General features: G+C 60.1%; 16 protein-coding genes and 1 pseudogene. 2 read left to right on the forward strand and 15 right to left on the reverse strand.

All coding sequences use genetic code 11. The annotated features are described in order from the left end of the window. Positions 1-115: IS3 family transposase (locus HUX88_RS03130; protein ID WP_176360811.1), on the forward strand; the 115-nt coding region annotated here is incomplete at its 5' end. Between the two features lie 249 nt (positions 116-364). Here the strand turns inward: HUX88_RS03130 and HUX88_RS03135 are convergent. The 14 genes and pseudogenes from HUX88_RS03135 to HUX88_RS03200 all read right to left on the reverse strand — a co-directional run. After that, positions 365-754 carry a hypothetical protein gene (locus HUX88_RS03135; RefSeq protein WP_176360812.1) on the reverse strand — a complete coding sequence of 130 codons (390 nt, stop codon included), beginning with the start codon at positions 752-754 and terminating at the stop codon, positions 365-367. Continuing rightward, positions 744-11,771, reverse strand: coding sequence for an NBR1-Ig-like domain-containing protein (locus HUX88_RS03140; protein WP_176360813.1), 11,028 nt, complete (start codon positions 11,769-11,771; stop codon positions 744-746). The genes HUX88_RS03135 and HUX88_RS03140 overlap by 11 nt, the downstream gene beginning before the upstream one ends. 377 nt (positions 11,772-12,148) lie before the next feature. Further along, positions 12,149-12,658: a PilN domain-containing protein gene (locus tag HUX88_RS03145; protein WP_176360814.1), complete on the reverse strand. Its 510-nt coding sequence runs from the start codon at positions 12,656-12,658 to the stop codon at positions 12,149-12,151. A 3-nt stretch (positions 12,659-12,661) separates the two neighbouring features. Continuing rightward, positions 12,662-13,426 (reverse strand): hypothetical protein, encoded by a 765-nt coding sequence (locus HUX88_RS03150; protein WP_176360815.1) that lies wholly within the window; start codon positions 13,424-13,426, stop codon positions 12,662-12,664. Then, complete coding sequence (locus HUX88_RS03155) at positions 13,407-15,053, reverse strand: GspE/PulE family protein (protein ID WP_176360816.1); 1,647 nt, start codon at positions 15,051-15,053, stop codon at positions 13,407-13,409. The genes HUX88_RS03150 and HUX88_RS03155 overlap by 20 nt, the downstream gene beginning before the upstream one ends. Before the next feature lie 22 nt (positions 15,054-15,075). Then, positions 15,076-16,260 carry a type II secretion system F family protein gene (locus tag HUX88_RS03160; RefSeq protein WP_176360817.1) on the reverse strand — a complete coding sequence of 395 codons (1,185 nt, stop codon included), beginning with the start codon at positions 16,258-16,260 and terminating at the stop codon, positions 15,076-15,078. Positions 16,261-16,272: 12 nt separating this feature from the next. Continuing rightward, positions 16,273-16,692, reverse strand: a complete 420-nt coding sequence (gene gspG, locus HUX88_RS03165) for a type II secretion system major pseudopilin GspG (protein WP_176360818.1) — start codon at positions 16,690-16,692, stop codon at positions 16,273-16,275. Then, positions 16,679-17,131, reverse strand: coding sequence for a type II secretion system protein (locus tag HUX88_RS03170; RefSeq protein WP_176360819.1), 453 nt, complete (start codon positions 17,129-17,131; stop codon positions 16,679-16,681). Before HUX88_RS03170 ends, gspG begins: the two co-directional genes overlap by 14 nt. Positions 17,132-17,134: 3 nt before the next feature. Beyond that, entirely contained in the window at positions 17,135-17,518 is a 384-nt protein-coding gene (locus HUX88_RS03175; RefSeq protein ID WP_176360820.1) for a prepilin-type N-terminal cleavage/methylation domain-containing protein, read from the reverse strand. Then, positions 17,512-18,006 (reverse strand): prepilin-type N-terminal cleavage/methylation domain-containing protein, encoded by a 495-nt coding sequence (locus HUX88_RS03180; RefSeq protein WP_176360821.1) that lies wholly within the window; start codon positions 18,004-18,006, stop codon positions 17,512-17,514. The genes HUX88_RS03175 and HUX88_RS03180 overlap by 7 nt, the downstream gene beginning before the upstream one ends. Further along, positions 18,003-20,351, reverse strand: coding sequence for a secretin N-terminal domain-containing protein (locus tag HUX88_RS03185; RefSeq protein ID WP_176360822.1), 2,349 nt, complete (start codon positions 20,349-20,351; stop codon positions 18,003-18,005). Before HUX88_RS03185 ends, HUX88_RS03180 begins: the two co-directional genes overlap by 4 nt. Before the next feature lie 3 nt (positions 20,352-20,354). Next, entirely contained in the window at positions 20,355-20,873 is a 519-nt protein-coding gene (locus tag HUX88_RS03190; RefSeq protein ID WP_176360823.1) for a hypothetical protein, read from the reverse strand. Then, on the reverse strand, positions 20,866-21,414 hold the full coding sequence (locus HUX88_RS03195; protein ID WP_176360824.1) for a hypothetical protein: 549 nt from the start codon (positions 21,412-21,414) through the stop codon (positions 20,866-20,868). Before HUX88_RS03195 ends, HUX88_RS03190 begins: the two co-directional genes overlap by 8 nt. Before the next feature lie 558 nt (positions 21,415-21,972). Then, positions 21,973-22,365 (reverse strand): annotated as a pseudogene (locus HUX88_RS03200) (helix-turn-helix domain-containing protein); the annotation flags it as partial. 44 nt (positions 22,366-22,409) lie between these two features. Between HUX88_RS03200 and HUX88_RS03205 the strand changes: the two are divergent. Beyond that, positions 22,410-22,601: a hypothetical protein gene (locus tag HUX88_RS03205; protein ID WP_176360825.1), complete on the forward strand. Its 192-nt coding sequence runs from the start codon at positions 22,410-22,412 to the stop codon at positions 22,599-22,601. A 149-nt stretch (positions 22,602-22,750) separates the two neighbouring features. Here HUX88_RS03205 and HUX88_RS03210 read toward each other — a convergent pair whose 3' ends face one another. After that, complete coding sequence (locus tag HUX88_RS03210; protein ID WP_176360826.1) at positions 22,751-23,218, reverse strand: hypothetical protein; 468 nt, start codon at positions 23,216-23,218, stop codon at positions 22,751-22,753. Between the last annotated feature and the right edge of the window lie 7 nt (positions 23,219-23,225).

Consider the following 23,225-nt stretch of genomic DNA (forward strand, 5'->3'; position numbering starts at 1 on the left):
GATCTTCGACTACATCGAGATGTTCTACAATCCGAAGCGCCGACATGGCTTCAACAACAAGCTGTCCTCGGTCAACTACGAAAAGCAGTATTTTGAGCGGCTCGCGAGCGTCTAGTGAACTCGTGGCGATTCAAACCCCACCAACCAATACAGCTCCAGTGGCAACCTGTGTCGCACCAACCCCTGGGTGATTCGGATTAACCGGATCACCCATTTGATTGACTTCGTACGCACCGCCTTGCTGAAATTCTGAAGCGTTACCCCCACCGCTGGCATATACACTTTTCAGCCATCCAAGGAAACCGCCACTGTTTGCCGAATTAAACTATCCCACTTTGGTAGTCAAAGGAAAAAGATCCTCGTATCACAATCCGATAGAAATAATAAATTCCTCGGCAAGTTGCTCGGAAATTTCGAATGGAGAAAATAAAACTCTAACGTATTCAAGCTTATCTGAATAACTCCACAATTGCCAATCACGCTCTTTAGTCGCACGTTCGTGAGCTACCATCCATTCTTCACGGGAAGGGTCTATTTTTTTCCACTTACTCCAATCCTCAGCTGCAGCTGGTCCTTTTCGACCGACTTCAACGTCAATTAATACATCAAGCGCTCTTTCAAACAACTTCGCCACAATAGGACTCGCGCTAATATCTTCGTCACTAGCCTTAAGGCAAAATTTTGCTTCTCTAAAAACCCTTTGCAGAGCGATAAGCTCATAATAATCAAGAACTACAAAACTCTTAGAATCCATTTTGTTTTACCTCCAAATCCGCCTGCCTGCCATTTCGGATGGGTCCATTGTGAATATATTCATTGCCATTCTTACCTGGAACAATGACAGCCCCGTCTCTTACACGAACCTCTATCACATAGGTACCTTTATCTCCCCCCCGCCCCAAGAACAACACGGAATTAGCTTGCTCTGGAGTCAGCTGCTCTCTAGTTAAAAACACCTGGCGTCGAGCATTTGGCAATATCATGCCGGCCTCTTGGATCGCCTCAGCACCGGCCTTATCGGTGTAATGATAGTATGTGTTCTCTGAAGGGCGAAACGCGTAGCCGACCCCCTCTTTAAATACGCGAGCCGCTATCGCCTCAACTGGTACCGCATTTGCCGAATTCTCTGCCAGATTAGAAAGTTGTCCGGCCATGCTGAATTTGACTTCACCGCGCAACTCACGTCGATGAGTCAATTCTTCACACGCACCTAACGCACCTCCTTCACAGCTAGAGAGTAGATGTTGATCATTTGCCCTTGAGTAGTCTTTAACCCAAAGAAGATTTTTAACTACGCCTGCAATTTCGCTGATTGCCGAAACAATGGGCTGGTTCGACTTATCAACCGCCTTTGACGATTGCTTATTATCCGAGGATCCGACACCCCAACAATGTGCGCAAAAGTTCGAGTTTCTCTTGTTCTCATCCTCTTTTAATTGCCGGCATCGCTTGTCGCAGACAGGCTCCTGCGCCGTATTAGGATCCGAGCCGTTGGCCTCAAATCCAGTCGGATCCGTCATATTCGTCGGGTTATTCCACACATAAGTATAGCGGTTATAGCTCTGGCTATGGCCCGGATCCTGGATGTAGGGATCGGCGCTCATGAAGCGCGCGATGAACGGGTCGTACACCCGCCCGTTCATATGCACCAGCTCCAGCTGATCGAGCATCTCGTGGCCGGTATAGCCCTTGTTGTCGGTCGCCCCCGCCAGTTTGGTGTCGGCTGCCGCGCCCGTCAGCGACATGCGCTTGCCCCAGCTGTCATATGCCAGCGACTCTTTCGCCGCGCCGTTCTGGTCAGTGATCGCGATCACGCTGCCCAACCAGTCGCGCTGCGTCCAGTCCAGCTCCACCGTACCCAACTTGTCGATCTCCACGCCCAGCCCCATCGGCCAGTACGTGCGGACGACGGCGCCCGCGTTGCCCAACTCCACTTCCATGCCGACACCATAATAGGTCAGGCTGCTCGTCGAGCCGTGCTTCCGGGTCTGCGTGCCGCGCTGGCGATCGGCGCCGTACGTGAAATGGCTGCTGTCCAGATCTTCCCCGGCGCCGCGGCTGATGGTGTCCGGCATATCGAAGCTGGTCCACGTGGCGCTGCGCCCGGCGCCGCTGGTCAGGTTGCCGTTGAGGTCATAGCCGAACGCCCCGACGCCCGGGATGGCCGACACCGCGTGTACACCGGCGTTGCCCGTGCCGTCGTACACATAGTCCCCCGTCCCCACGCCGGTCTTGTTGCGGATATTGCCGATCACATCGTAGTTGACGGTCTGCGTCGCATTGCCGATCTTCGACGTGTACAGACGGTTCAGATCATCGTACGTGAAGTCCTCCGCGAAGCCCGCCCCGCTCCAATACAGGTCGCGGTGCGACACATTGCCCAGCACATCGTACTGATAGCCTTCCTGCACCACCGGAGCCGTCCCTTTTCTCAGCCAGCCATTGGACAGGCGCCCCGTGTTGGCAAAGAAGTGGCGCTCCTGCGTCAAGCCATTGCCAAGCATCGCCAGCGTGACCCGGCCGCTCGCGTCCGCCGAACTCAGCTTCCACAGCGCCAGCGTCCCGCGCTCGATGCTGCTGAGCGTGCCATAGCTGTTGTAGCGATAGGCGTACGATTTGACGCCGTCCGAACCGCGCTGGTAGCTCTCCTTCAGCAAACGGCCCCAGTCGTCATAAGCGATGCTGCGCGTGTACGGGTTGCCGGTCTCGACATAGGTGCTCGTCACGGCCAGTCGCCCCTTGGCGTCATACGAATGGGTTTGCCGGAAGTCCTTGGTGTCGCCCGCCATCGTGAACGACTCGACCAGCTTGCCGCAGCTCATGGTGCTGGCGCACTGGCTCGCATCCGTCGCGTGGTCATAAGTCCAACCGCTGATGAGCGAAGGCTCAGCCCGGCCCACCATGCGGTTGAGCGCATCGTAGCGCATCGTTGTGACGGTCTTCGCCGCCCGCTGATTCGGACTGATCTGCTTATAGACCAGGCCGTGCGGATCGACGAAATACTCGATCAGCCCCAGGTCGGGGTCGGTCAGCGTCGTGCGGCGGCCCAGGCCATCGTAGCCGACCTTCACCACATTCTTCTTGGGATCGGTGGTCTTGGTCAGGTTGTTATAGGCGTCATATTCGAACTTTGTTGTTCCCAGCAACGCATCGACACTGCTGACCAGCAAGCCACGCACGTCGCGCGTATCGACCTTCTTCTGAAGCTTGGGATTCTGATAGGTCGTCTGCAGCCCCTGATAGGTCGTCGTCGACATTTGCGGATGGTTGGCCTCGTCATTGGTCTGGACCGTCAGAACACGGTCCAGGTCGTCGTAGGTTCTGCTCGACGACAGGATCGCCGCTGCCGACACCACGCCGGTATCTGCCAACACTTCGCCACTCGAACCGACATAGCGCGGCCAATAATTTGCACTGACCCGGCCCCGGCTGTCATACGCGGTATCGGTGACGATCTGCGTGCCGTCGTAGCCCCAGGTGACCTGGCGCAACGCATGGCCAGCGGTGTCGGCGAACACAAACACCGGCACCGCTATCCGATCTTTGCCGCGTTTGACGTCGCGGATCGCCACCGTCGCGGCGCCTTGCGGACAGCCGGTATCGCACTGCTTGAGATAGGTCCAGGTTTCCGTGCCATCGGGGGCGATCTCTTGCAGCTTGCGGCCGAAGCCGTCGTAGCTGGCCGAGTTGATTTCGCCATTGGCCGTCGTCAGCTTGGTCTGTCCACCGTTGCGCGGGTCGTACTCCGTTTGGGTCTGCTGCCCCAACGCATTCGCCGTCGTGGACACGAAGCGCCCGTTGCCGGAGTAGCCGGTCGCCTGCACCGTGCGTGTCACCGTCTTCGCCGCGACGGGGTCGTACCATTCTTCCTTCAGCCAATTGACCAGGCCGAACTTATTGCCGCTGCGGTCGTAGGTGGTGAGCAACTTCAGTTCCTGATGATCCTTTTCCCGCGTCGCCGTCGACATCAGACCATTGCCGTCGTAGGTGTAATCCACGCTGCGCACGATGCTGTTGCTGCCGATCGTATGCGTCTCCGTCGCACTGGTTTGCAGGCCGATCAGCCAGCTGGCCGGGTTATTGCTGAAGGCCGTCGCGCGGCCGACCGTCAACGTCTGTGTCGGATCGGCACCGGCGGTGACACTGGTACTGTTGAGGATGTTACCCCAGCTGTCAGGCGCACCGTTGGTGACCGTGACCGTCTGCAGCGCGCTGCCGTCCAGGTCCTTTTTAGTGATGACGCTAGTCTCCACATACGAATACACCGTGCTGCGCTGATTGTCGTGACCGACCGTCGCGCTCTGGCGCGTCTCGGTCGAATCGCTAAGTAGCACACCCGCCGCCGAATGCAGCTGGCTATACTGCATGGCGCCAATATGCGGATACACCTGATACGGCCATCTGGTCCGCACCATGCCGCTTTGCACGTCGACGATGTCTTCGCGCGCAAAACCCAGTCCGCCGCGGCCTTGGGGATCAACCGCGTAGCCGGCATAGCTATAGCGGGTATCGAGCACATGTCCCTGGCCGATGTCCTTATGCAGCGCTTTGACCAGTTGGCGATTCGGATAGCTGCGCTTGCCAACCACGGGCGCCAAAGCACCCGATGGCAGCAGCGCGTCCTGCTGATACACCTGGCCGTCGTTGACCGCCGCATACTCAACGGTCTCGACATTGCCCACACCGTTGGTCACGGCTATCAGCTTGTCGATGGCCTCACCGGCCTTGGCCTGATCGGCCGCGCCAGCGATCGCCCAATTGCTGCCACCGAGGTAGGAGACAATATCGACCTTACCGTCGCCGTTGAAATCGCCCATGAACATGGACCGCATCGCCGACTGGTACGGCGTCCCCATCATGACGTAGGAGCCGCGCAGTCCGTGGAACACCGGTCCCTGCCAGGCCTCGCATTTGTGGTAGCTGGCATTCGCGCCGATATGGCACAACTGGTAAGTGGAGAAGTCGTCCGTGCCCCAGGTGTCCACCGCCGGCCGCAGCACGTCGACCATGCCGTCGCCATCGAAGTCCCCCAACGTCAGCACCAAATGGTCGAGATTGACGCCGTTGCTGGCAGTCAGTTCCGACACCGGCAGCGCCCGGCAATCGCCGTTGCCGTCGCCGCGCGAATAGCAAACAATCGCATCATGGCCTTTGACGTCATGCTCATTGATGCCCATTTTATTGGTGCCGAACACCAGATCGGTATAACCATCAGCGTTCAGATCGCCCGTCAGCATGCCAGAATTCGCCGGCGACAGCACCGATGTTTTCTGGTCCGGCAGCACGTACAGTTCTCCGCTGAGACCGGTCGTGCCATTCGGCGCGCGCTGGTTCGACACGGAGATACTCCCCCAGCCTTCGCCATGCGAGTTGCCACAGAACCATTCGTATAAGGTGGTAGGCGCATCGGGAATCCGACGGCGTATACAGCGGGGCAACGTGATCTGGTCAACCCGGCCGTCGCCATCGACGTCGGTGTCAGCATTACCCGCGTTGGCACGGCCGAGAGCCGGATCGCCCAACTGTACCTCATACACGGTAAGGGTTACATCGGTGCAATCGAAACCGGCGCCGTTCGACAAGCAGGTATATTTCTTATTCGCGCCTGGCGACTCGGGCAGGTCGTCGCCTGCCGTCAGGAAGATATCGTCGCGCCCATCGGCGTTGAAGTCGCGCACCACGCGCGCCACCACCGGCGCCACCAGCTTATTGAACGCTCCATCGGGGAAGGTCACCTTGGCATCGCAGTTTTCCTGCTGCGCCGTGCGCAGCCTGCCCCAGCAGATGCGCCAGTTGGCCGGCACCGGTGTACCGGGCACGAGATCGGCGATCAGGATATCGAGCTTGCCGTCGCCATCGAAGTCGCCCACTTCCATCACCGCGACATTGCCGATATTGGAAAACGGCGTACTGGCCGTCCAGCCGTTGCCATCCGCATCGGAGGTGTACATCTTCTGCGGAATGCCGGCGGCGCCGTACCGTTCCAGAATATCGGCTTTGCCGTCGCCATTGAAGTCGCCCGTGATAATGGCGTCGGCGACCGACGGCGACCTGAAGTTGCTGCCTTCGCTCGGTGGCACCAACGCCCACAGCGCACCCAGGTCGGGGCCGGTGCGCACCGGGCCCAGGTCGATAAATTTTTTCTGCGCGGACGGGTCGATGCCGCCCCATCCGAACCTCGTGGCGGGAAGACATTGGTTTCCGCCGTCGCATACCTGCACCGACGCCAGCAGGCTGCGCCCGCTGGAAGCACTCGCAGCGTAGGTCAGCTTGTAGACATTGGCGACGATGCCGCCCGCGCCCAGGGCGTCGGTGTCAGTGGACGTTGTGATACTGAGCAGCCGCTTGCGTTCATCCGTATGACCACCGGCTACATACGCAGTGCGTTTATCGGGCCGGTCCTCGTAGCTGAAACTGGCCTGGGCGTAGTGCGCCTGCGGCATGGCGCTATTGCCGCCCCAGCGTATCGTGGACGGCCTGCTTTCTCCCGTCGCGCCATCGTTTACATAGGCATAACTGATGTAATTGCCGCTGCGGTCGGCACTGCTGCTGATGCGCCAGCGGTGGGCCAGGCTGTCGGAGCGACCAAGCCCCTTCAGATTGCTGTCGGCCGTATTGCCATAATATGCAACGCGTCCGTCCCGGGTCTCCACCGTGAACGAGCGATTGGCCAGCTCACCGACCGCGATGATGCGAGTAAAACTCTCCAGTTCCGTGCGATACTCGGCGCCGGCCGCCCAGTAGGCGTCGTCGCTGGCAACATCCCCATTGACCAGCACCAGCTTCTGCCCGTCCAGGCAGAGGCGATCCACATGTTTGGAGCTGTGCACGCCGGGACTGGTGTACACCTCGCCCACGAAACGGACGGCATCCGAGATACCCTCGGTCGCCACGGTCTTACCGCAGAGATCGATATTGGACAGGCCGCCAACGGACCAGCCCAGCCCCGCCGATCCGGTGGTGTTGCCGCTGTCATAATTGAGGCTCAAGGTCGGTGTCATGCCTGCCGTGCCGGGAGGCAGGGAGAGCGCGATGCTGTACGTCGCCGCGCCGCCATGCACGTCCACAGTGCCCACGAGCGTGCCGGCCGGGCCACTGTCCAAATTCGGCGGTGTGACAGTCACCGGCGTTAACACTGCACCCGAACCGCCGGCCGGATCGGTATCCGCACTGGCGCTCACGGTCAACGTGACGCTGGCGGTTTCCATCAGCACCGCTCCCGCGCCGTCCAGCAATTTGGCGACCACGGTATAGCCACCCTCTTGCGCCGGTTTCCAGGCATAGGCCCATTTGGCTCCATCAAAAACTGCATTCCCCACCACGCTGCCGCCTGCATCCGCAGGCGCAGCCATCTTGGTCTGGCGACGCAGCGCCTTGGGCGCAACCTGCACCTCCTTCGGATTGATGAAGAACTTGACCGTCTGCCCTGCCTGTGCTGGGGTATCCAGAACCAGGCTCAGGACTGTTGCCTGACTGAAGCCCACCGTGGTGCCATCCTTGGGCGTGACATTCCCTGGTACGATGCCAGGATCGACAAAGAACATGTGCGAGTCGGTGATCAGCGTGGTTTCGCCCTGCCGTACTTTGGCATAGGCTGCATACGGCGCCGCGCCCGACTGCAGACCGGCCTTGCTGACGGAATAAGCTCCCGCGCCCTCAGACGTGCCGGCCAGCCATTCGCCATTGATATTGAACGCCACCTCGTCCAGCGTGCCAGTATAGCCAGTGACCACCGCGCGCACGAAGACAGGCTGCGGAGAACGGAAACGGTCCAGATTGTTGACGTTAGGAGACGTCAAGCCGATACGCAAGCCTTCGGGGATGCGACAGCCATGGTCTTCGCAAGGCAGCACCAGCGTTTCGCCTTGCGCGCTGCGGGCCGTCACGTACAGCGGGATGCCAGGGTACTGGGCCTGCAGGCCAGCGATGTCGACCGCAAAGTGATGCGATACTCCCGGCGTGTGGCATTGTTGCTGCACGCCGGCGTCACCGGCCTCGCCCGTAAGATTGGCCGCGCCGCTGGCTACCGGCACGCCACCCAACGCAGATGGCGCCTTAACATACACCTGATAGTTCAGTGCTTCGGTCGAACTGTCGCGGCAAACCCAGCCTACCAACTGCAACTGCGCGCCATTGGAGCGCACGCCGATCAACTGCCCCAGCAGCGGGCTGTCGGTAACGTTCACCGTCACAGGATCGGAATCGGCGAAATGTCCGCCGCCATCGGTGGCGCGCAGTTTCAGGCGATAGCTGCCGTTGGCCAGCGTGATGCCATCGTTCATGTCCAGTCGCGCGTCACTGCCGTTCACCGTCTTGAGCGCAGTCGCGCCATAGCCGGCACCATTGTCAGCGAAGACTTCCAGCTTGCTCAACACCCCGCTCTGCACGGTACCAAAACCGGTCAGCGTCACTATCGCACTCTGTCCCGGCGCCACGCGCTGGTTGACGGGACTTGCCGACAGCGAGACCACTGGTACAGGAGGAGCGCTCACGGTGACGGTGGTCAGCGTCGACGCCGTGCCGAAGAATTCCTTCGACTCGTCGCTCATGCGCCACTGGAACTGATACTGCTTGGTGGCTGCCGGCGCGACGACATCAACGCTAAATGTATAAGTCGCTCCCGGCGCCACGGCGTTGGTCAACTGCACTCGGCCGGTTTTGCTCCATACGGTATTGCCGTTGGGTTGCTCGATCAGCACCATGCCAAGCCGGCTCTGCGTGGAGAACGGCTGCCAGGTCGTGTCGCCGGTATTCTTCACCGTCAGCGTCACCGTGTAATGATCGCCCGCGTACATCGTGGCGGGCACCGACTGGTTGACAAAGGCAGCGTCGTTGTGCAACACCGTCACCGTCGACGTCTGACTCAGCGTGATCGCGTTGCGGCTATCAGTTGCGCGCAGTTGCAACACATGGCTTCCAGGTGTCAGAGGCACGGTCGCGTTGAGCAGGCTACCGCTGCCGGTATAAGCCACCTTGGTTCCGTCGAGCACCTCGAACTTGCTGATGACGGCACTACCGGTCGGCGACGCGGCGCCGGCAACCGCCACCTGGGCGTAACCGCTGATCGCCGTATATGTGCTGCCGTTGGCCGGCCCGTTCAGGTTGACAGTCGGCGCCACGCCCGTCACGACGATATTCTGAATCGTCGATTTGGTGCCGAACAATTCCGTACCATTGCGTACCATCTGCCATTGGAACGGATAAGTGGCCGGATCAGCCGGGGCCTGCACGTCAAACGTGAAGGTGGCGTTGGCTCCCGGCGCGACCGCGGCTGTCACCGGTATGTTTTCCCGCACCCAAGTGCCGTTGTCGGGGGACGGCGCCAAGGCATAGCCGTCCTCGGCCGTCCAGGTCGAGGTACCGGCGTTGCGCATGACCACCGTTACCTGATATGTGGTGCCTCCGACCATGGACGCCGCCGCCGTGCGCGACACCGCGCTGGCGCCATTGGTCAGCACCGTGATCGCCGTGGTAGCAGTACCGGTCACCACTTGCGCGAAGTTGTCGGTAGCGCGCAGTTTCAGCGTGTGGGATCCCGCAGCCAACTGCACCACCGTGTCGATGCTGCCGCCATCAGCGGTCGCGATCACGGTGACGCCATCGAGCACTTCGAGCTTGCTGATGACGGAGCCCTCGCCCGCCGTCGCGCTGCCCTGCAGACGCACGTCGGCCTTCGCGCCCACCGCGACGAATTTCTGGGTGGACAGCGGCTGGCCCAGCCCAGGCACGGTCGGCGCCAGCGGCTTGACGACCACCTGCACATTGGGTGTCTCCGGACCGAACCATTCGACGCCCTCCTGCAGCATCTGCCATTGAAAATTATAGGTGCCGGGCACTGTCGGCGCCGTGACCGGAACGGAAAAACTCAGCTGGCCGCTTGCACCAACGGTCGTGGTCAGGGGAACCCGCCCGTCACGCCACAACGTATTGTTTTCGGGATTCCGTGAGCCGAGCGCGTAGCCGCCCGCCGCGGTCCAGGGCTTGTTGCCCGAGTTCCTCATCGTGACCGTGGTGGTGTATGCTTTGCCCACCTGCATGGTTGCTGGCACGGACTGCGAGACATAAGCCGCGTCGTTGCTCTTTACGGTCACTGTGGCGATCGCGCTCAGCCCCGTTTCGTTCCAGTTGTCGGTGGCGCGCAGGCGCAGCGAGTGCGTCCCCATCGGCAGCTCCAACATCTGATCGATCGCACCGCCGTTGGCCGTGGCGATCACTGCGGCGCCGTCAAGCACCTCCAGCTTACTGATGGTGGCGTTCAGCCCGGCTACCGCACTACCTTGCACCAGTACTTTAGTCGTGGTGTCGGCCGGTATATCAAGAGTACTGGTAACGGGCGCGGTCATGGTGACTGTCGGCGGAATACGCGCTACCGTCACGCTCCTCATTGCGACAGTGCCGAATGGGCTGCGGGTACTCTCTTGTAGCCGCATGGCGAAAGAAAATGCTCCCTCCTTGGGAGGCGCCGTCAGTGTCATGTTGAAGACGGCAGTCCCTCCCGGCGCAACGGTAGAGGTCAGCGGTACGCTGAAGTCCCCCCAAGCGCTGGTGTGCGCCGCGTTGGCGGAAACCAGGGAGACGGTCTGCGGATCCCACGTGGTCTCCCCAGCATTCCTGAACACGACAGCCACGTTGTACTGTACCCCTGGCACCATCGTCGCTGGCACAGAATTGGATACCTGCGTTGAGTCATCATCCAGACCTTTAACGCGTATGGTCACCAAGGCGCTGGACTTATTGAATGAATCAACGGTCCGAGCGTACATAGTAAGGGAGGCCGAGCCCGTCCTATGCAACGTGTCCAGCACCGGCCCAGGGGCGCTGACCCAAGGTACCAGAACACCTTCGCTGTCTTTTATCAATACCTCCGTTCTGAGGATCGTCGCCACACCGGTCGGCGTACCGGTAACGTGAAACGGTATTTCAATTACGCGGTTGTTACTGATAAAGGTCTGACCATCGGTCGGACTGGCGACTTCCACGGTCGGCGGGCCGCCTGCCACCGCAACGGTCAACTTAGTCGTCGTGTCGCCAAAATATGCGCCGCCTTCCTCAAGGACTTGCCATTGCATGTCGTAGTAGCCAGGCGGCGGCGCGGTGATAGTGCCGCTAAAAAGCCCCAAGGCATTCGGTGCAACGTTCGCGCTGAGCTTCAAACGATTGATGCCCCACGTCTGATTTTGCGTACCCATCACAATCTGACCGGCCTTCCACGTCGTATTACCGGTATTTTTCATCGACACCGAAATCAAGCGCGTAGCGGTGGTCAGAGTTGAAGTCATCGACTGCGAAGTAAATGTCGCATTCGGCGCGCGCGCCGCAACTTGGATGGACAGCGCAGTAGAACAAGCGCCGAACGACACACCGCCTTGCGTCATGCACCACTGGAACGTGTAGGTTCCGGGTGTCGATGGCGGCGTGATGGTCGCGCTAAATGGCCGCGTCGCGTTCAGTGCCGTGGTGGAGGTCACGGGAATTGACGCAACACTCCATCCACCCGGGTTCTGCAGCGTCAAGGAATAGCCGCCGGTCGAAGTCCATGAGGTGCCCGTATTCTTCATCGAGATGGTAATCGGATACGCTTCGCCGACTGTCATACTGGTCGACACAGTCTGCGAACTGAACGCCGCGTCATTCGCGGCACATGCGTTGCTATGAGCGGCAACCAGCAAGATGCTTCCAATCAGGCCGGCCAGCACCCTGCCTTGCCGCAATAGTGACAAGCATAGTTCGAGGAATTGGGATGCCCGGGAAAGCTGGCCGAAATTGAACATGGTAAGAACTCGTCGTCTTTGTCCGGCCTTGGGTGCAGTACCACCCGCCAGACTTAAAGCAAAAAAGGACCCCTGCGGACTGCGTCCGCCATCAAGGCACATCAGGAAATAGGTCGGTCGCCGAACAGGCTATTGCCGCCACTGCGCAAACAATGGCGGTGACAGCACTGGAGAGGAATGGTGTGATAAGTATGGCAACATGATTACCCTAACGAATTCGATATCTATTTAAACCATATGGACCGCTATATAGCGGACAATTGGAAAAATTCCATTTGGAAACATTGACAGTATGACAGATTGCCAAAAGGGAAAATCTCACAAATAATCACCAGCATGGAATATTTATCAACTGGCCATTCACACGGCGGTGCAGGCTACTTCAAGCCCGCTTTGATCTCGAAGACTACAGTCTGCAAGCGGTCGCGACGGCGGACTTTTTGATGGGTCAGGTGCACGCGTTTGAGCACCGGCTGCTCCGCCAGCGCATCGACGAACGCCACCAAGGCCGCTTGGTCCCGCGCTTCCCCGCGTAGCATCACCCGGCGGTTGGCCTTGTCGGGCTGGAACTCAAGTAACTCGATATCCGCGCTGCTGGCCTTTTCGATCGCGCCAAACAATGGCCCCCACACAAAATCGCGCTCGGACTTCAATGTCGCCCACTGTTTCTGCGCTTCAGTTTCTGCCTTCGTTGGCGGCACTACCGGCGGGCGAACCTGCGCCGCGCGCAGCACAACAGTACGCGATGAGATCAACGCCCTCGCCTCGCGTTCCTTCAGAGCGACTAGCGCCGCCCAAATGCCTACGCAAGCCACGAGGACCGCCGTGGCAAGCACAGGCACTACCGCACGGGGTCGCGGCTTCAAATATTGGGACATCATTTCCATCGTTTAGCTCCAGACATCCGCAAGCATTGGCGTTATCCGCGCATCGGGCAAGCAGTCGTGCACCCATCCTGCCGCAGACTCGGGCGAGACGGCGGGCCAACATTGAACCGCCTCAGCGGCACCATGACCAGCGCTCACCCGCTTCAGCAAACGCAGCCCGGCAACAGCTGTGTCGCCTGTCACCGATTGAACGTCGCGCGCAATCAGGCTCCCGCCCGCATAGACCAGCGCGGTCAGCCGGGATGCCTCCTCCAGTAACACCAAGCCGCTTCCGGCGGGCCGCGTGGGCCGATGCCGCCAGTAGGCGGCGGCCGACACGGGCAGTACCGTTACCAACCGCGCGCCAGCGTCGCGGCACACGACCTGCAATTTCTCCATCCAGCGCCGAGGCAGAGCGTACGCCATCCCCGCCGCGTTAAAGCGACGGAATCCAACCCGCATCACCCAACCGTCGTCGATCAGACGGCCGTCGCGCTCAAAACAGGCTTGTCCATACGCCATCAGTTCCTCTTCTCCAGCCAGCGCCGCCTGCCATGGCAGCACGGCGATAGCGGCCAGGGTGTCCGATACCACCACATGCAGCCGCATCTTGCCAACGCCAGACTTGGGCACGCCCGCCAGCAGGGCGGCCAACGCCGCCAACAAAGCATCGGCATCGCAGGCGCCGTCCGCTTGCGGCGCGACGATGGGTGCGCCGCGCCCGCGCTTCATCCAGCACCCGCCTGGGAACAAACCTATCCTGATCGACTCAGGCAACAAACGTGACACGGTTCACCTCCTGCAAAGTCGTATGGCCGGCACGCACCAGGTCCAGGGCAACGTCACGCAGAAAGCGCGTTCCCTCCTTCCGCGCCTGCTCCTTCAAGGCGCGAATGGAGGCCCGCGCGATAATCATTTCGCGGATCTCATCGGTCAGCCGCAGCACCTCGGCCACAGCCCGTCGTCCCTTGTACCCGGTATTGCGGCACTGCGCGCAGCCCTTGCCGGCATGGAAGCGATAGGTCTCGGGGTCCTTGATGCCGGATTCGCTCAGCAATTCGGCGCCGACCTCGGCCGGCGCGTTGCAATGCGGGCAGTTTTGCCGAAGCAGCCGCTGCGCCACAACGCCTGTCAGCGAGGAGACGAAGTTATACGGATCGACGCCCATATGCATGAAGCGCCCGATGACGTCGAAGGTATTGTTGGCGTGCACGGACGTAAACACCATGTGCCCCGTCAGCGCCGATTGCACGGCGATCTGCGCCGTCTCGGGGTCGCGGATCTCGCCGACCAGGATCTTGTCCGGGTCATGGCGCAGGATGGAGCGCAGGCCGACCGCGAAGGTCAAGCCCTTCTTCTCGTTGACGGGAATTTGCAGCACTCCCGGCAGTTGGTACTCCACCGGATCCTCAATGGTGATGAACTTGTCCTCGCCGTGATTAATTTCAGTCAGCGCGGCGTACAGCGTGGTGGTCTTGCCGCTGCCCGTGGGACCGGTCACCAGCATCATGCCGTACGGTTCGGCCGCCAGCCGGCGCAACAGATGAATGGTCTGGCGGTCGAATCCCAGCGAGTCCAGCGTCAAGCGCTGCACGCTGTCCGTCAACGCCTTCTTGTCGAGCACGCGCAGCACCGCGTCCTCGCCGTGAATACTGGGCATGATGGATACCCGGATATCGATATCGCGCCCCTTGGCGGATACACGGAAGCGGCCATCCTGCGGTATCCGTTTTTCGCCGATGTCCAGCTCCGCCAACACCTTGATGCGGGCGATCGCCTGCTCGGCCAGCGCAGGATTATTCACCGAGGCGATCTTGTTCAACACGCCATCGATACGGAACTTGATCACCAACCCCTGCGGCAGCGATTCCATGTGAATGTCGCTGGCGTCGGAGCGCAGCGCGTCGAACACCGTCGAATTGATCAGGCGTACCGCTGGACTGGCCTCGCCCTGTATCGAAGTCAGCGTCAGGTCCGCGCTGTCGTCGCGCGCCAGCTCAATCACGTCCTCCACGCCCACGGCATCCGCCACGGCGCTGAACATTCCTTCATGCGACTCCAGTTTGGCCTGGATCGCCAACGCGTCGCCCACGTAGATTTCCCGCAACGGGAACTGCGCCAGCCAAACGCCGGCGTCGGCGTCCAGCGGCATCCCCTGCACCGCGATCATGCGCCCCTGTTCATCAACGCCGACCAGCAGGTGGCGTGCCACCATATCGCCATAGCTGGCTCTTTCAAAGGCTGGCGTCAACGCAGTGATTGCCCCGACATCCAGCGCAGGCATGGCCAACAAGTCGGCGGCGGCGGACAGCGCAGCTTCACGCGACAGCGCCAGCCGTTCGGACAGCATGGTCAGCCAAGAATGGGGCGGGGTCGCCGCGCGCGTAATATCGCCAAGCAGAGTAAGTGTCAGCATAGATAAAGGCTAAAAGAAGGCATCAAACAATATTGGCCAGGTCAAAAATCGGGCTGTACAGCATCAGCACGATGGCGCCCACTACCGCACCAATGGCCAGCATCAGAATCGGTTCGATCAGGCGGCCGGCGGTATCGATCCAGATCGCCGTCTCCTCGTCGTAGAAATCGGCGATGCGCTCCATCATCTCGTCCAGGTTGCCCGACGACTCCCCCGCCAGCAACAACCGCTGCGCGACTTCGGTACTGAGGTTGTACTCGCTCATTACCTTTGACATGGCTTGTCCTTCGCTTACCGCCAGAATCGCCGCCGTCAGGTCGGCATGCATGGTGACCGGCATCGAGGCCTGCGTCATGCGCATGGCGGACAACACGCTGACGCCGCTGCGCAGCAGCATGCCCAATGTCCGATACAGGCGCGCCAGTTGCAGCACCAGGACCCGCTCACCGATCCACGGCAAGGTCAGCAATTTTCGATAAGCCATGGCGCGCAAGGCCGGGTGCAACGCCACCGTCAACACGGCGGCGGCGGTGACGATCACGCTCGACCAGGCCAGCACCGTGTTGTTGCGCACGAAGCCACCCCACAGTTGCACAAAGCCCGCCTCACCATGGCGACTTGGGCCGGCGTCGTCATAGACCGCGCTGAACCGCGGCAGCACGTACAGCAGCAGGAAGCTGATCACCAGAAAGCCGACGCTCAGCAAGATGGCTGGATAGGTCGCGGCCGCCGCGATCTTGCTGCGGATATTGTCGACCTGGCGTTGATACAGCATGAAGCGGCGAATCGCCGCCCGCACCGTGCCGGTGGTTTCGCTGGCGCGTACCATCGCGATGTACAGCGGCGAAAACACCGACGGCAACGTTGCCATCGCATCCGACAATTGGTTGCCCTGTTTAAGTCCCTGCAACAGCGTGTCGTAGATCGCGCGATGGCGGCCGCGCCGGTCGTTCTGCCCCAGCACCTCGATCGCCTCCACCACGGTCTGGCCGGCATCCAGCAGCGAATGCAGCTGCTGATTGAACACACCGAGATTGAATTTCTTCTGCCGCGAAGAGCTTTTCAGCCCGGTTCGCACCGGCCGCAGGTCCAGCACCCTTGCTCCTGATGACGCCACGAAACGGCGCGCCTCCTCCTCGCTGGACGCGTCGACGTCGATGTGGTCGACCGCCATCTTCTGATTCAATACTTTTGCGCGAAACTGCATCCCGGTCCTTGTCTAATGCCAGTTGGCGATGTCGGCGGCATCGCCCTCGCCGCCGGGTACGCCGTCACTACCGTAGGAGATCACCTCGAAATCGCGCCCCTCGCTGCCAGGCAGCTTGTACACATAGGCGCGCCCCCAGCCATCGGCCGGCAGCAGCTTTTTCAGATACGGTCCGCGCCACAGCGCCTCGTTGGGCGGTGGCGCGAACAGGGCCACCAGCCCCTGTTCCGGTGCCGGATAATGGCCGGTGTCTATACGGTACTGGATCAGGCCCTTGTCCAGCGCATCGATCTGTGCGCGGGTGATCTGCGCCTTCGAACGCTCAAGCTGGGCGAAATACTTCGGCCCCACGAACGCCGCCAGCAGGCTGATGATGGCGATCACCACCAAAAGCTCCAGCATGGTGAAGCCCGCGCGTTTATTGAGGAACATAGACGAACTTCCAATTTTGGTAGCTGGCCGCATTCCTGAAGCTGGCCTGCTGTGGCGGAAACTGGTCGCGTTTGAGCGGCTTCTGGGTCGACAGTGAATACACGCCGATCAGATTGCCGTCGTCGTAGACATACCCCCATACCTTGGAACCTGTGATCGGATCGCGATACAACTTGCGCAGCGGCCTCGATATCCTGTTGGAGCGATCATCCAGCAGCAAATCATCCGGCTTTTTGGGCCAACGCTTCTCCGTCCCCTGCGAACCGTTGTAATACGCGGCGATGGCGGCGGCGTAAGCCTGCCCGACAAACAACAGCTGCGCCTCCTTGTCGCGGCGTTCCGCCGTCAGCGTGCTCTCCAGCGCCCGAACCGAAACAATCGACAGGACGGCGACCAGGAACATCACCACCACATAGCTAAAACCTTGTTGTCGTTGCACGTGTCACCACCCGCCCAACGGCGTGCCGTCGCGCCCATTGCCCGGCGCACCACTCCTCACATCGGCCACGCCGCCCAGGGAAGCGTCGGTAGGCGGGACAGGGAACCAACTGTGAGCACTTTGCGTATAAGGATCGACCGGCAAACTGCGCAGGTACTTCTCCGTCACCAGGTCATCCAGTTTCGCCGGATAGACATTGCGGTCGCTGTAAAAATGGTCGATCGCGCTGCGCATGATGTACAGGTCCTCGCGCAACACGTCTTCCCTTGCCCGGTCGATATTGCCGAAGTAGCGCGGCGCCGCCAGAGACACCAGCATGCCGATAATCGCCAGCGTCACCAGCAATTCGATCATGGTGAATCCTTTGCCTCGTCGCTTCATCACCATTCCCGGTAAGGCACGCCGTTCAGTCCGGTCGCATCCGATGTCGAATATACGTCGAACACGTCCTTACCCTTGGCGGGATTCTTGTCCGACGATGCAAAGCTGCGCAGCCCCCAGGTGTCGATGGCGGCTGCGGAAGCATCCGCATAGAATGGATCGCGGGGAATACGGCGCAGGAAATACAACGGCTTGCCGCCATTTTTCTCGTTCGGCGCGCCGGCCACCAGATCGGTCAGCGTGGCGGGATAGCCGCTGGCATCGATGTCGGCTAACTTGATTTGCCCGTCCACCACGGCCTTCTTGTAAGCGTCGATCCCTTGGCGAATATCGCGCAGAGCGATCCGCAAGCCCTGCTCTTTTTGCCGCTTGATCGACGTCTCAACAAACGGCACGGCGACCGTCGCCAGCAGGCCCAGGATGGCGGCTGCGGCCAGCAGTTCGATCAGGCTGAACCCCTGGGACGCCCTGCCCCCGCTGAACGTCCGCGTCATCGCGTCACCGTCAACGAATGGGTCAGCGGCAAGCCTGGGCGGCCAACCGAGTGCTCGCCGCCGATCGGTGTCATGGCGATGACGCTTACGCCATTGCCATTGCCCGGCGCACGCGCCTTCACTGTCACCGCCAGCACCCGGCCGCTGCCTTTCGCTCCGGCGCCGCTGCTCACGCCCGCGCCTATCGATACGCGCCCGCTGGCCGCATCGATGGCCTTGCTGAACGTGCTGGCGCCGCCCTTGGAGAAATAATCGCCCTCGTCCACCGCCAGAATCTCCAGCTCCGCAGGATCGAACGCCAACTGCAGCGAGGCCGCGCGCAGCAGTTCCGGACTGTCCAGGTTCAGCATCAACATCACGGTCTCACCGACACGCGCGCCGGGGGGCCCAGACCAGGCCAGCTTGGGGGCGTTCGACGAAGTCGGCGGCGCCATTGCCGGCGCACCGCCGCCATTGGTGCCAGCAGGGCCGGCGCCCGGCGCCGCTGTGCGTTGTGCACCGGGGCCGCCATGATCCGCAGTCGTATCAAAACCACGCAACTGCAAAGGCCGGTTGCGAAGGCTGGCCTCCGTGCCGGACCAGAACGATTCGGCAGCAGCGCCCTTCCGCTGGATGTTGCGTATCAGGTGGGGCGTGATCGACAGCACAATCTCGGTCTTCTGACGGTTGTCGTTCTGACTGCCGAACAACCGGCCCAGCACCGGCAGGTCGCCCAGCAACGGAATACGGTTGGCCGACGAGCGGTCCTCGTCGTTGATCAGGCCCGCCAGTATTTGGGTCTCACCATCCTTCAAACGCAGCGCGGTGTTCACGTTGCGCGTGCCGATCTGATAGGCCTGCGATCCGTTGTTGGTCTTGACCGATGACACCAGGGAGCTCACCTCCAGCGCCAGCTTCAGCCCGATCTCGTCGCGCAAGTGAATGTCCGGCTCGACCTCAAGCTTCAGGCCTACGTCCAAGTATTGAATATTCTCGGTCACGAACGTGCCGCTGCTGGTGGTAGTCACGACCGGCACCTTGTCGCCGATCAAGATCTTGGCCTTCTCGCGGTCGCGAACGCGGATGCGCGGATTGGCCAGCAGATTGGCATCGCCATCGGACTTCTGCACGCTGATGGTCGCGCTCGGCGGCGTAATGCCGATCACCGACGAGTTGAGCGACTTCAGGTCACTCAACTTCATCGACGACGTGCCGACGGTGCCGGTACCGCCGCTGCCGGAAGAACCGCCGCCAGTCGTGGTGACCGCCAGCGGCGTTACCGTGAACTGGTTGGTCCATTGAATGCCCAGGTTCAGCAGGCGGGAGCGGTTTATCTCCAGCACCTCCACATCAAGCATCACCTCCGGCTCCTCCAGGTCTTGCAGAGCGATCAGCTTCTCGGCCAGCGCGATCGACTCGGGATTCTCACGCAACACCAGCAGATTGTATTTGTCGTCGACGTAGATGTCCTTCAGCTTCAACACGGTCTTGAGCATGTTGGCCGCCTGCTTGGCCTCCACGTTGGAAAGGTAAAAAGCCTTCACCATCAAGTCCTGGTATTCGCGGGTCTTGGCTGGCGTATTCGGGTAGATCAGCACGCTGCTGGCATTGAGAATTTTCTTGTCGAGCTGGCCTGTCGACAGGATGACGTCGATGGCATCATCCAGCGTAGTTTGCTTGAGAAACACGGTGGTGCGCTGGTCGCTTTTGACATCGCGGTCGAAGATGAAGTTGATCCCGGTTGTGCGCGACAGGGCGTCGAACACCATCTTGATGCTGGCGTCACGAAATTCCAGGTTGATCGGCTTTTTGTAGGCGCTACCGAGGGTGGGCGTCGCCAGTATCGCTTGCGCTTGCGCGGCGTCGATATCGCGCCGGACCGCCTGCGCCTCCGCCAGGCCAGGTACACTTTTTAAAGCCCGTGTCGCCAGCTCGGACGCCGTCGCCACATCACCCTGCTTGAAAGCGGCACGCGCTTGTGCCGCGTCGTCGGCTGCGCGCGCGCTGTTGGCCAGCGACTCTATCCCAGCCAGCGCCCGCGCGTTGTCGTGGTCGAACCGCAATATCGCCCGATAAGCCTGCTCGGCTTCGGCGCTCCTGCCCTCGTTTGCCGCTGCTGCGGCCGTCGCCAGCAGCTTGCTGGTCGCGGTCTCACGTCCCCTCAACCAGTCGTTGCGGTACTCGACATCCTTGGGTTTCAATTCCGCCGCTTGTACCAGCTCAGCGACTGCCTTCGGATAATCACGGGCTTCCATCGCCGCCAAGCCATCACGGTGATGGCGCTCGGCGGCACAGCCGGCAAGCAGTGCCGCGCACACCAAGCCTGCGGCAAATCGGAAGGAGGAATGTTGGGGGAATCGGGTCATGGATTAGTTGTCGCGTGCAGGGAAAACCAGTGCCTGCCTGGCGCCGGTCGGGATGTATTCGAACTCGATTTGCTGAGCATTGATCGCCACTACCTTGTACTCCGTGTCAAGCACCTCGCCGGTGCGGGCGACGAGCGCCTGGTCGCCTCGCGCCAGGTATACGACCTGCTCGAGGTTGTCGTTCATGCTGCCGACAAAGCGAAACGGCAAGGCCGGCGGTCCCGGCGGCGTCAGGTCCACCGCTGCCACAACCAATGGGGCAGCTGGTGGTGGAGCTGCTGGCGGTGGAGGCGCCTGCCAGCCGCGCGGCGCGAAAGGATCGACATCACTGCTCTCCTCGGCATCAATCGCGACAGCATCGGCGGCGACGCTCACCAACGCCTTCGCGGCCGGAGGCAGACGCGGCGCGGCGGCAGAAACCTCGACGCCGGCGTCATTCGCGCCGGGATAGAACACCGCCGCCACCGTCGCCGCCAATGTACTCAGCAGGATCGCCCAACGAATACGGGCCGCCTTATCCATACGCTTCGGCCCGGAAAAAAGCGGAGAATGCCAGCTCACACGTCAGCGGCGCGACAACGATATCGGCGCGCGTGCAACTGATGCTGTCCAGGTCCACATGTCCCATGGTCGACGTCACATTGGCGACAAACTGGCGTATGGCAGGATAGCTGGCAGCCACTGTCATCGTGATCCGGTAGCGCAAATAGGGACGGGTTGCGCCCTCTTCCAGCAGGTAGCCGATTTCGTCGAGCGGCAGCTTGCTCTCCTCGGCCACACGGCTGAACTGTGCAACCAGGTCTGAACTCCGGAACCATGGCAGCGCAGGCGCCGCCAGTTGCGGCCCAGCAGGTTGCACCGCGATGACGGGACGGGAGGCCGCGTGGCGTAGCTCCTCCAGCTGCTCATTGGCCAGTTTTGTCGCCTGAGTCTCCTGCGTGAGTAGCGCCAGCGATACCATCAGCAGCAGAAGTGACGCCGCACATACCGTCGTAACAAATGGATGGGGGCGAATCAGGCGAAGCACATGAAAGCGACAGAAGAGAAATAGCGTCGGAATCATGAATGTCTGCCGGGGGAGAACCGTTGAATATTGGGAATAGCACAGGAGCTACAGAAGAGTGACGACGACCAAGCCGAAAAGTACAAGCAGCGACAATCGCTACTTCCAACAAAATATTGACCAGAAGCTAAATTATTAATTATGCAAAATTATGCTGAAAAAATTTCAATATGTCAACTGAATATGGTTTTCCGCAAGAAATTTCTTAGGAGTTCTCTTCATGTTTGCGAAAAAAAGCCCTGTTAAAACAGGGCTGTGGCATCAGTCAATTACCGACAAAAACATTTCATTATAGCATCTCGCTCCCACTCGATTATCAAATCACCCTCTAGTCAGTTGATTTGTAAGCACTTTCGTGGATAGCGGGGACATAAGGACCATCAAAAATGCCATCACAAGACAACGGATGTGGACACTGCCCGGCAATTCATCCGCCGTAATAGATTTGCAGACCGCATTGGCTACTGACACCAAGGCTTGAGCTACAGATTACAGAGTATCGACGGGCTTTCTCTCAATGAACATGAGAGTTACTTCAATAACACCAGCGATCACACCGATTGGAACAGTAAAGATCGTGCCTGTTCGTTTGCGCGCCGAATTGACCCACTCCGTTTGACCCTCCCTCCATTGCCTGGCGAAGGCCGCCACGCGGTCGTAAGACCCTTTGCCCCCCAACTCCGATAGATCCTCGTGAAGCTGTTTTAGGCTGCGCCGCTGCTTGCGTGATTTGGCCGCCTCGGTCTTGAGCCAGCCTGAGAGCTGGAAGGCGTATGGGTCGATTGCGCTGGCCGATTGGCGCTCCGCATAGGCGGGCTCGGTCGTTTCCGAGCGCAGGTAGCGCCGGACGGTGTTGCGCGAGATGCCGAGGCGCTTTGCGATTTCCCTCAAAGGGACCTGGTCGCGAAGGTGCCAGCGCCTGATGATTCCTAGTAATGCCACGTCGATCACTCCGATCCCCTACTCATTCAGATAAGTAGGATTGTGTGCTAAACGTGGGTCAATTTTCGATGCAAATTATGCGGCAAAGTGGGTCAGTTTTCGGTAAATCAACAGATGATGGCGTCACACCGCTGGCAAGCGGCGTGATCTCAAAGGGCTGCTGGCAGGTTGCAGTTCCCAGGCAAGAAATCATCAACCCGGTTAACGGGATGATCGGCGAGATGCGTCAGCACGTGACGCAGTGACTTATCACTCTCCCAAACAGAGCCATCCTCCGGATTCTGCTTAGCGTCCTTTCCGCCATTGATGCGATCAAAATCAGTGTTGTCTGGATTGTTGGGGCAAGGGGCTTCAGGGATTGGCTTCTTGACCTCGCCGTCTCCGCTGTTTGTATCTACAGTTCTTTGCGAAGGTATACAAGTAAGTCATTTTCCGGATTGAATGGCTGCGAATAGAACGACGCTTGGATCGCCAGCGTATAAACGTCCGCCGCAGGTAACACAGTCAACGTTTCCCCGCCCATCGTACTTAAAGAAAAGCCCGATTCGGCGTCACATTCCTCTGACACGAAAACAAGCTTTTGAACATCTTGCACGTGCAACCAAGGCTCCGGCAAAGGCACCATTTCTGGCGCATCCGCTGGGCTGACTATTTCAAACGTGAGCGTGCCGACCTCTTCCCAATCTGCGAGATCGTGCATTTCCACTCCTATCCTAAGAATCCGGCCATCCCCCAACCGCAACCACAGAGTCGCCGGCGGCCCAACCTTGGGGAAGTTAGTCGCGTATGCAGTCAACCCGCTGCGCAAGCCTGCTGCGAGCGATGGTACGGAAGCGAAGTCAAAATTCAGCAAGCTCTTCATGCGATAT

This window comes from Duganella sp. BJB1802 (assembly GCF_013369445.1).
In the GTDB taxonomy this organism is placed as follows: Bacteria; Pseudomonadota; Gammaproteobacteria; order Burkholderiales; family Burkholderiaceae_D; genus Rugamonas; species Rugamonas vulcania_A.

Excerpts from the sequence above, each read along its gene's own strand:
- HUX88_RS03135 (WP_176360812.1), bottom strand. The coding sequence starts at position 754 with ATGGATTCTAAGAGTTTTGTAGTTCTTGATTATTATGAGCTTATCGCT.
- HUX88_RS03140 (WP_176360813.1), bottom strand. The coding sequence starts at position 11,771 with ATGTTCAATTTCGGCCAGCTTTCCCGGGCATCCCAATTCCTCGAACTA.
- HUX88_RS03145 (WP_176360814.1), bottom strand. The coding sequence starts at position 12,658 with ATGGAAATGATGTCCCAATATTTGAAGCCGCGACCCCGTGCGGTAGTG.
- HUX88_RS03155 (WP_176360816.1), bottom strand. The coding sequence starts at position 15,053 with ATGCTGACACTTACTCTGCTTGGCGATATTACGCGCGCGGCGACCCCG.
- HUX88_RS03160 (WP_176360817.1), bottom strand. The coding sequence starts at position 16,260 with ATGCAGTTTCGCGCAAAAGTATTGAATCAGAAGATGGCGGTCGACCAC.
- gspG (WP_176360818.1), bottom strand. The coding sequence starts at position 16,692 with ATGTTCCTCAATAAACGCGCGGGCTTCACCATGCTGGAGCTTTTGGTG.
- HUX88_RS03175 (WP_176360820.1), bottom strand. The coding sequence starts at position 17,518 with ATGGTGATGAAGCGACGAGGCAAAGGATTCACCATGATCGAATTGCTG.
- HUX88_RS03180 (WP_176360821.1), bottom strand. The coding sequence starts at position 18,006 with ATGACGCGGACGTTCAGCGGGGGCAGGGCGTCCCAGGGGTTCAGCCTG.
- HUX88_RS03185 (WP_176360822.1), bottom strand. The coding sequence starts at position 20,351 with ATGACCCGATTCCCCCAACATTCCTCCTTCCGATTTGCCGCAGGCTTG.
- HUX88_RS03190 (WP_176360823.1), bottom strand. The coding sequence starts at position 20,873 with ATGGATAAGGCGGCCCGTATTCGTTGGGCGATCCTGCTGAGTACATTG.
- HUX88_RS03195 (WP_176360824.1), bottom strand. The coding sequence starts at position 21,414 with ATGATTCCGACGCTATTTCTCTTCTGTCGCTTTCATGTGCTTCGCCTG.
- HUX88_RS03210 (WP_176360826.1), bottom strand. The coding sequence starts at position 23,218 with ATGAAGAGCTTGCTGAATTTTGACTTCGCTTCCGTACCATCGCTCGCA.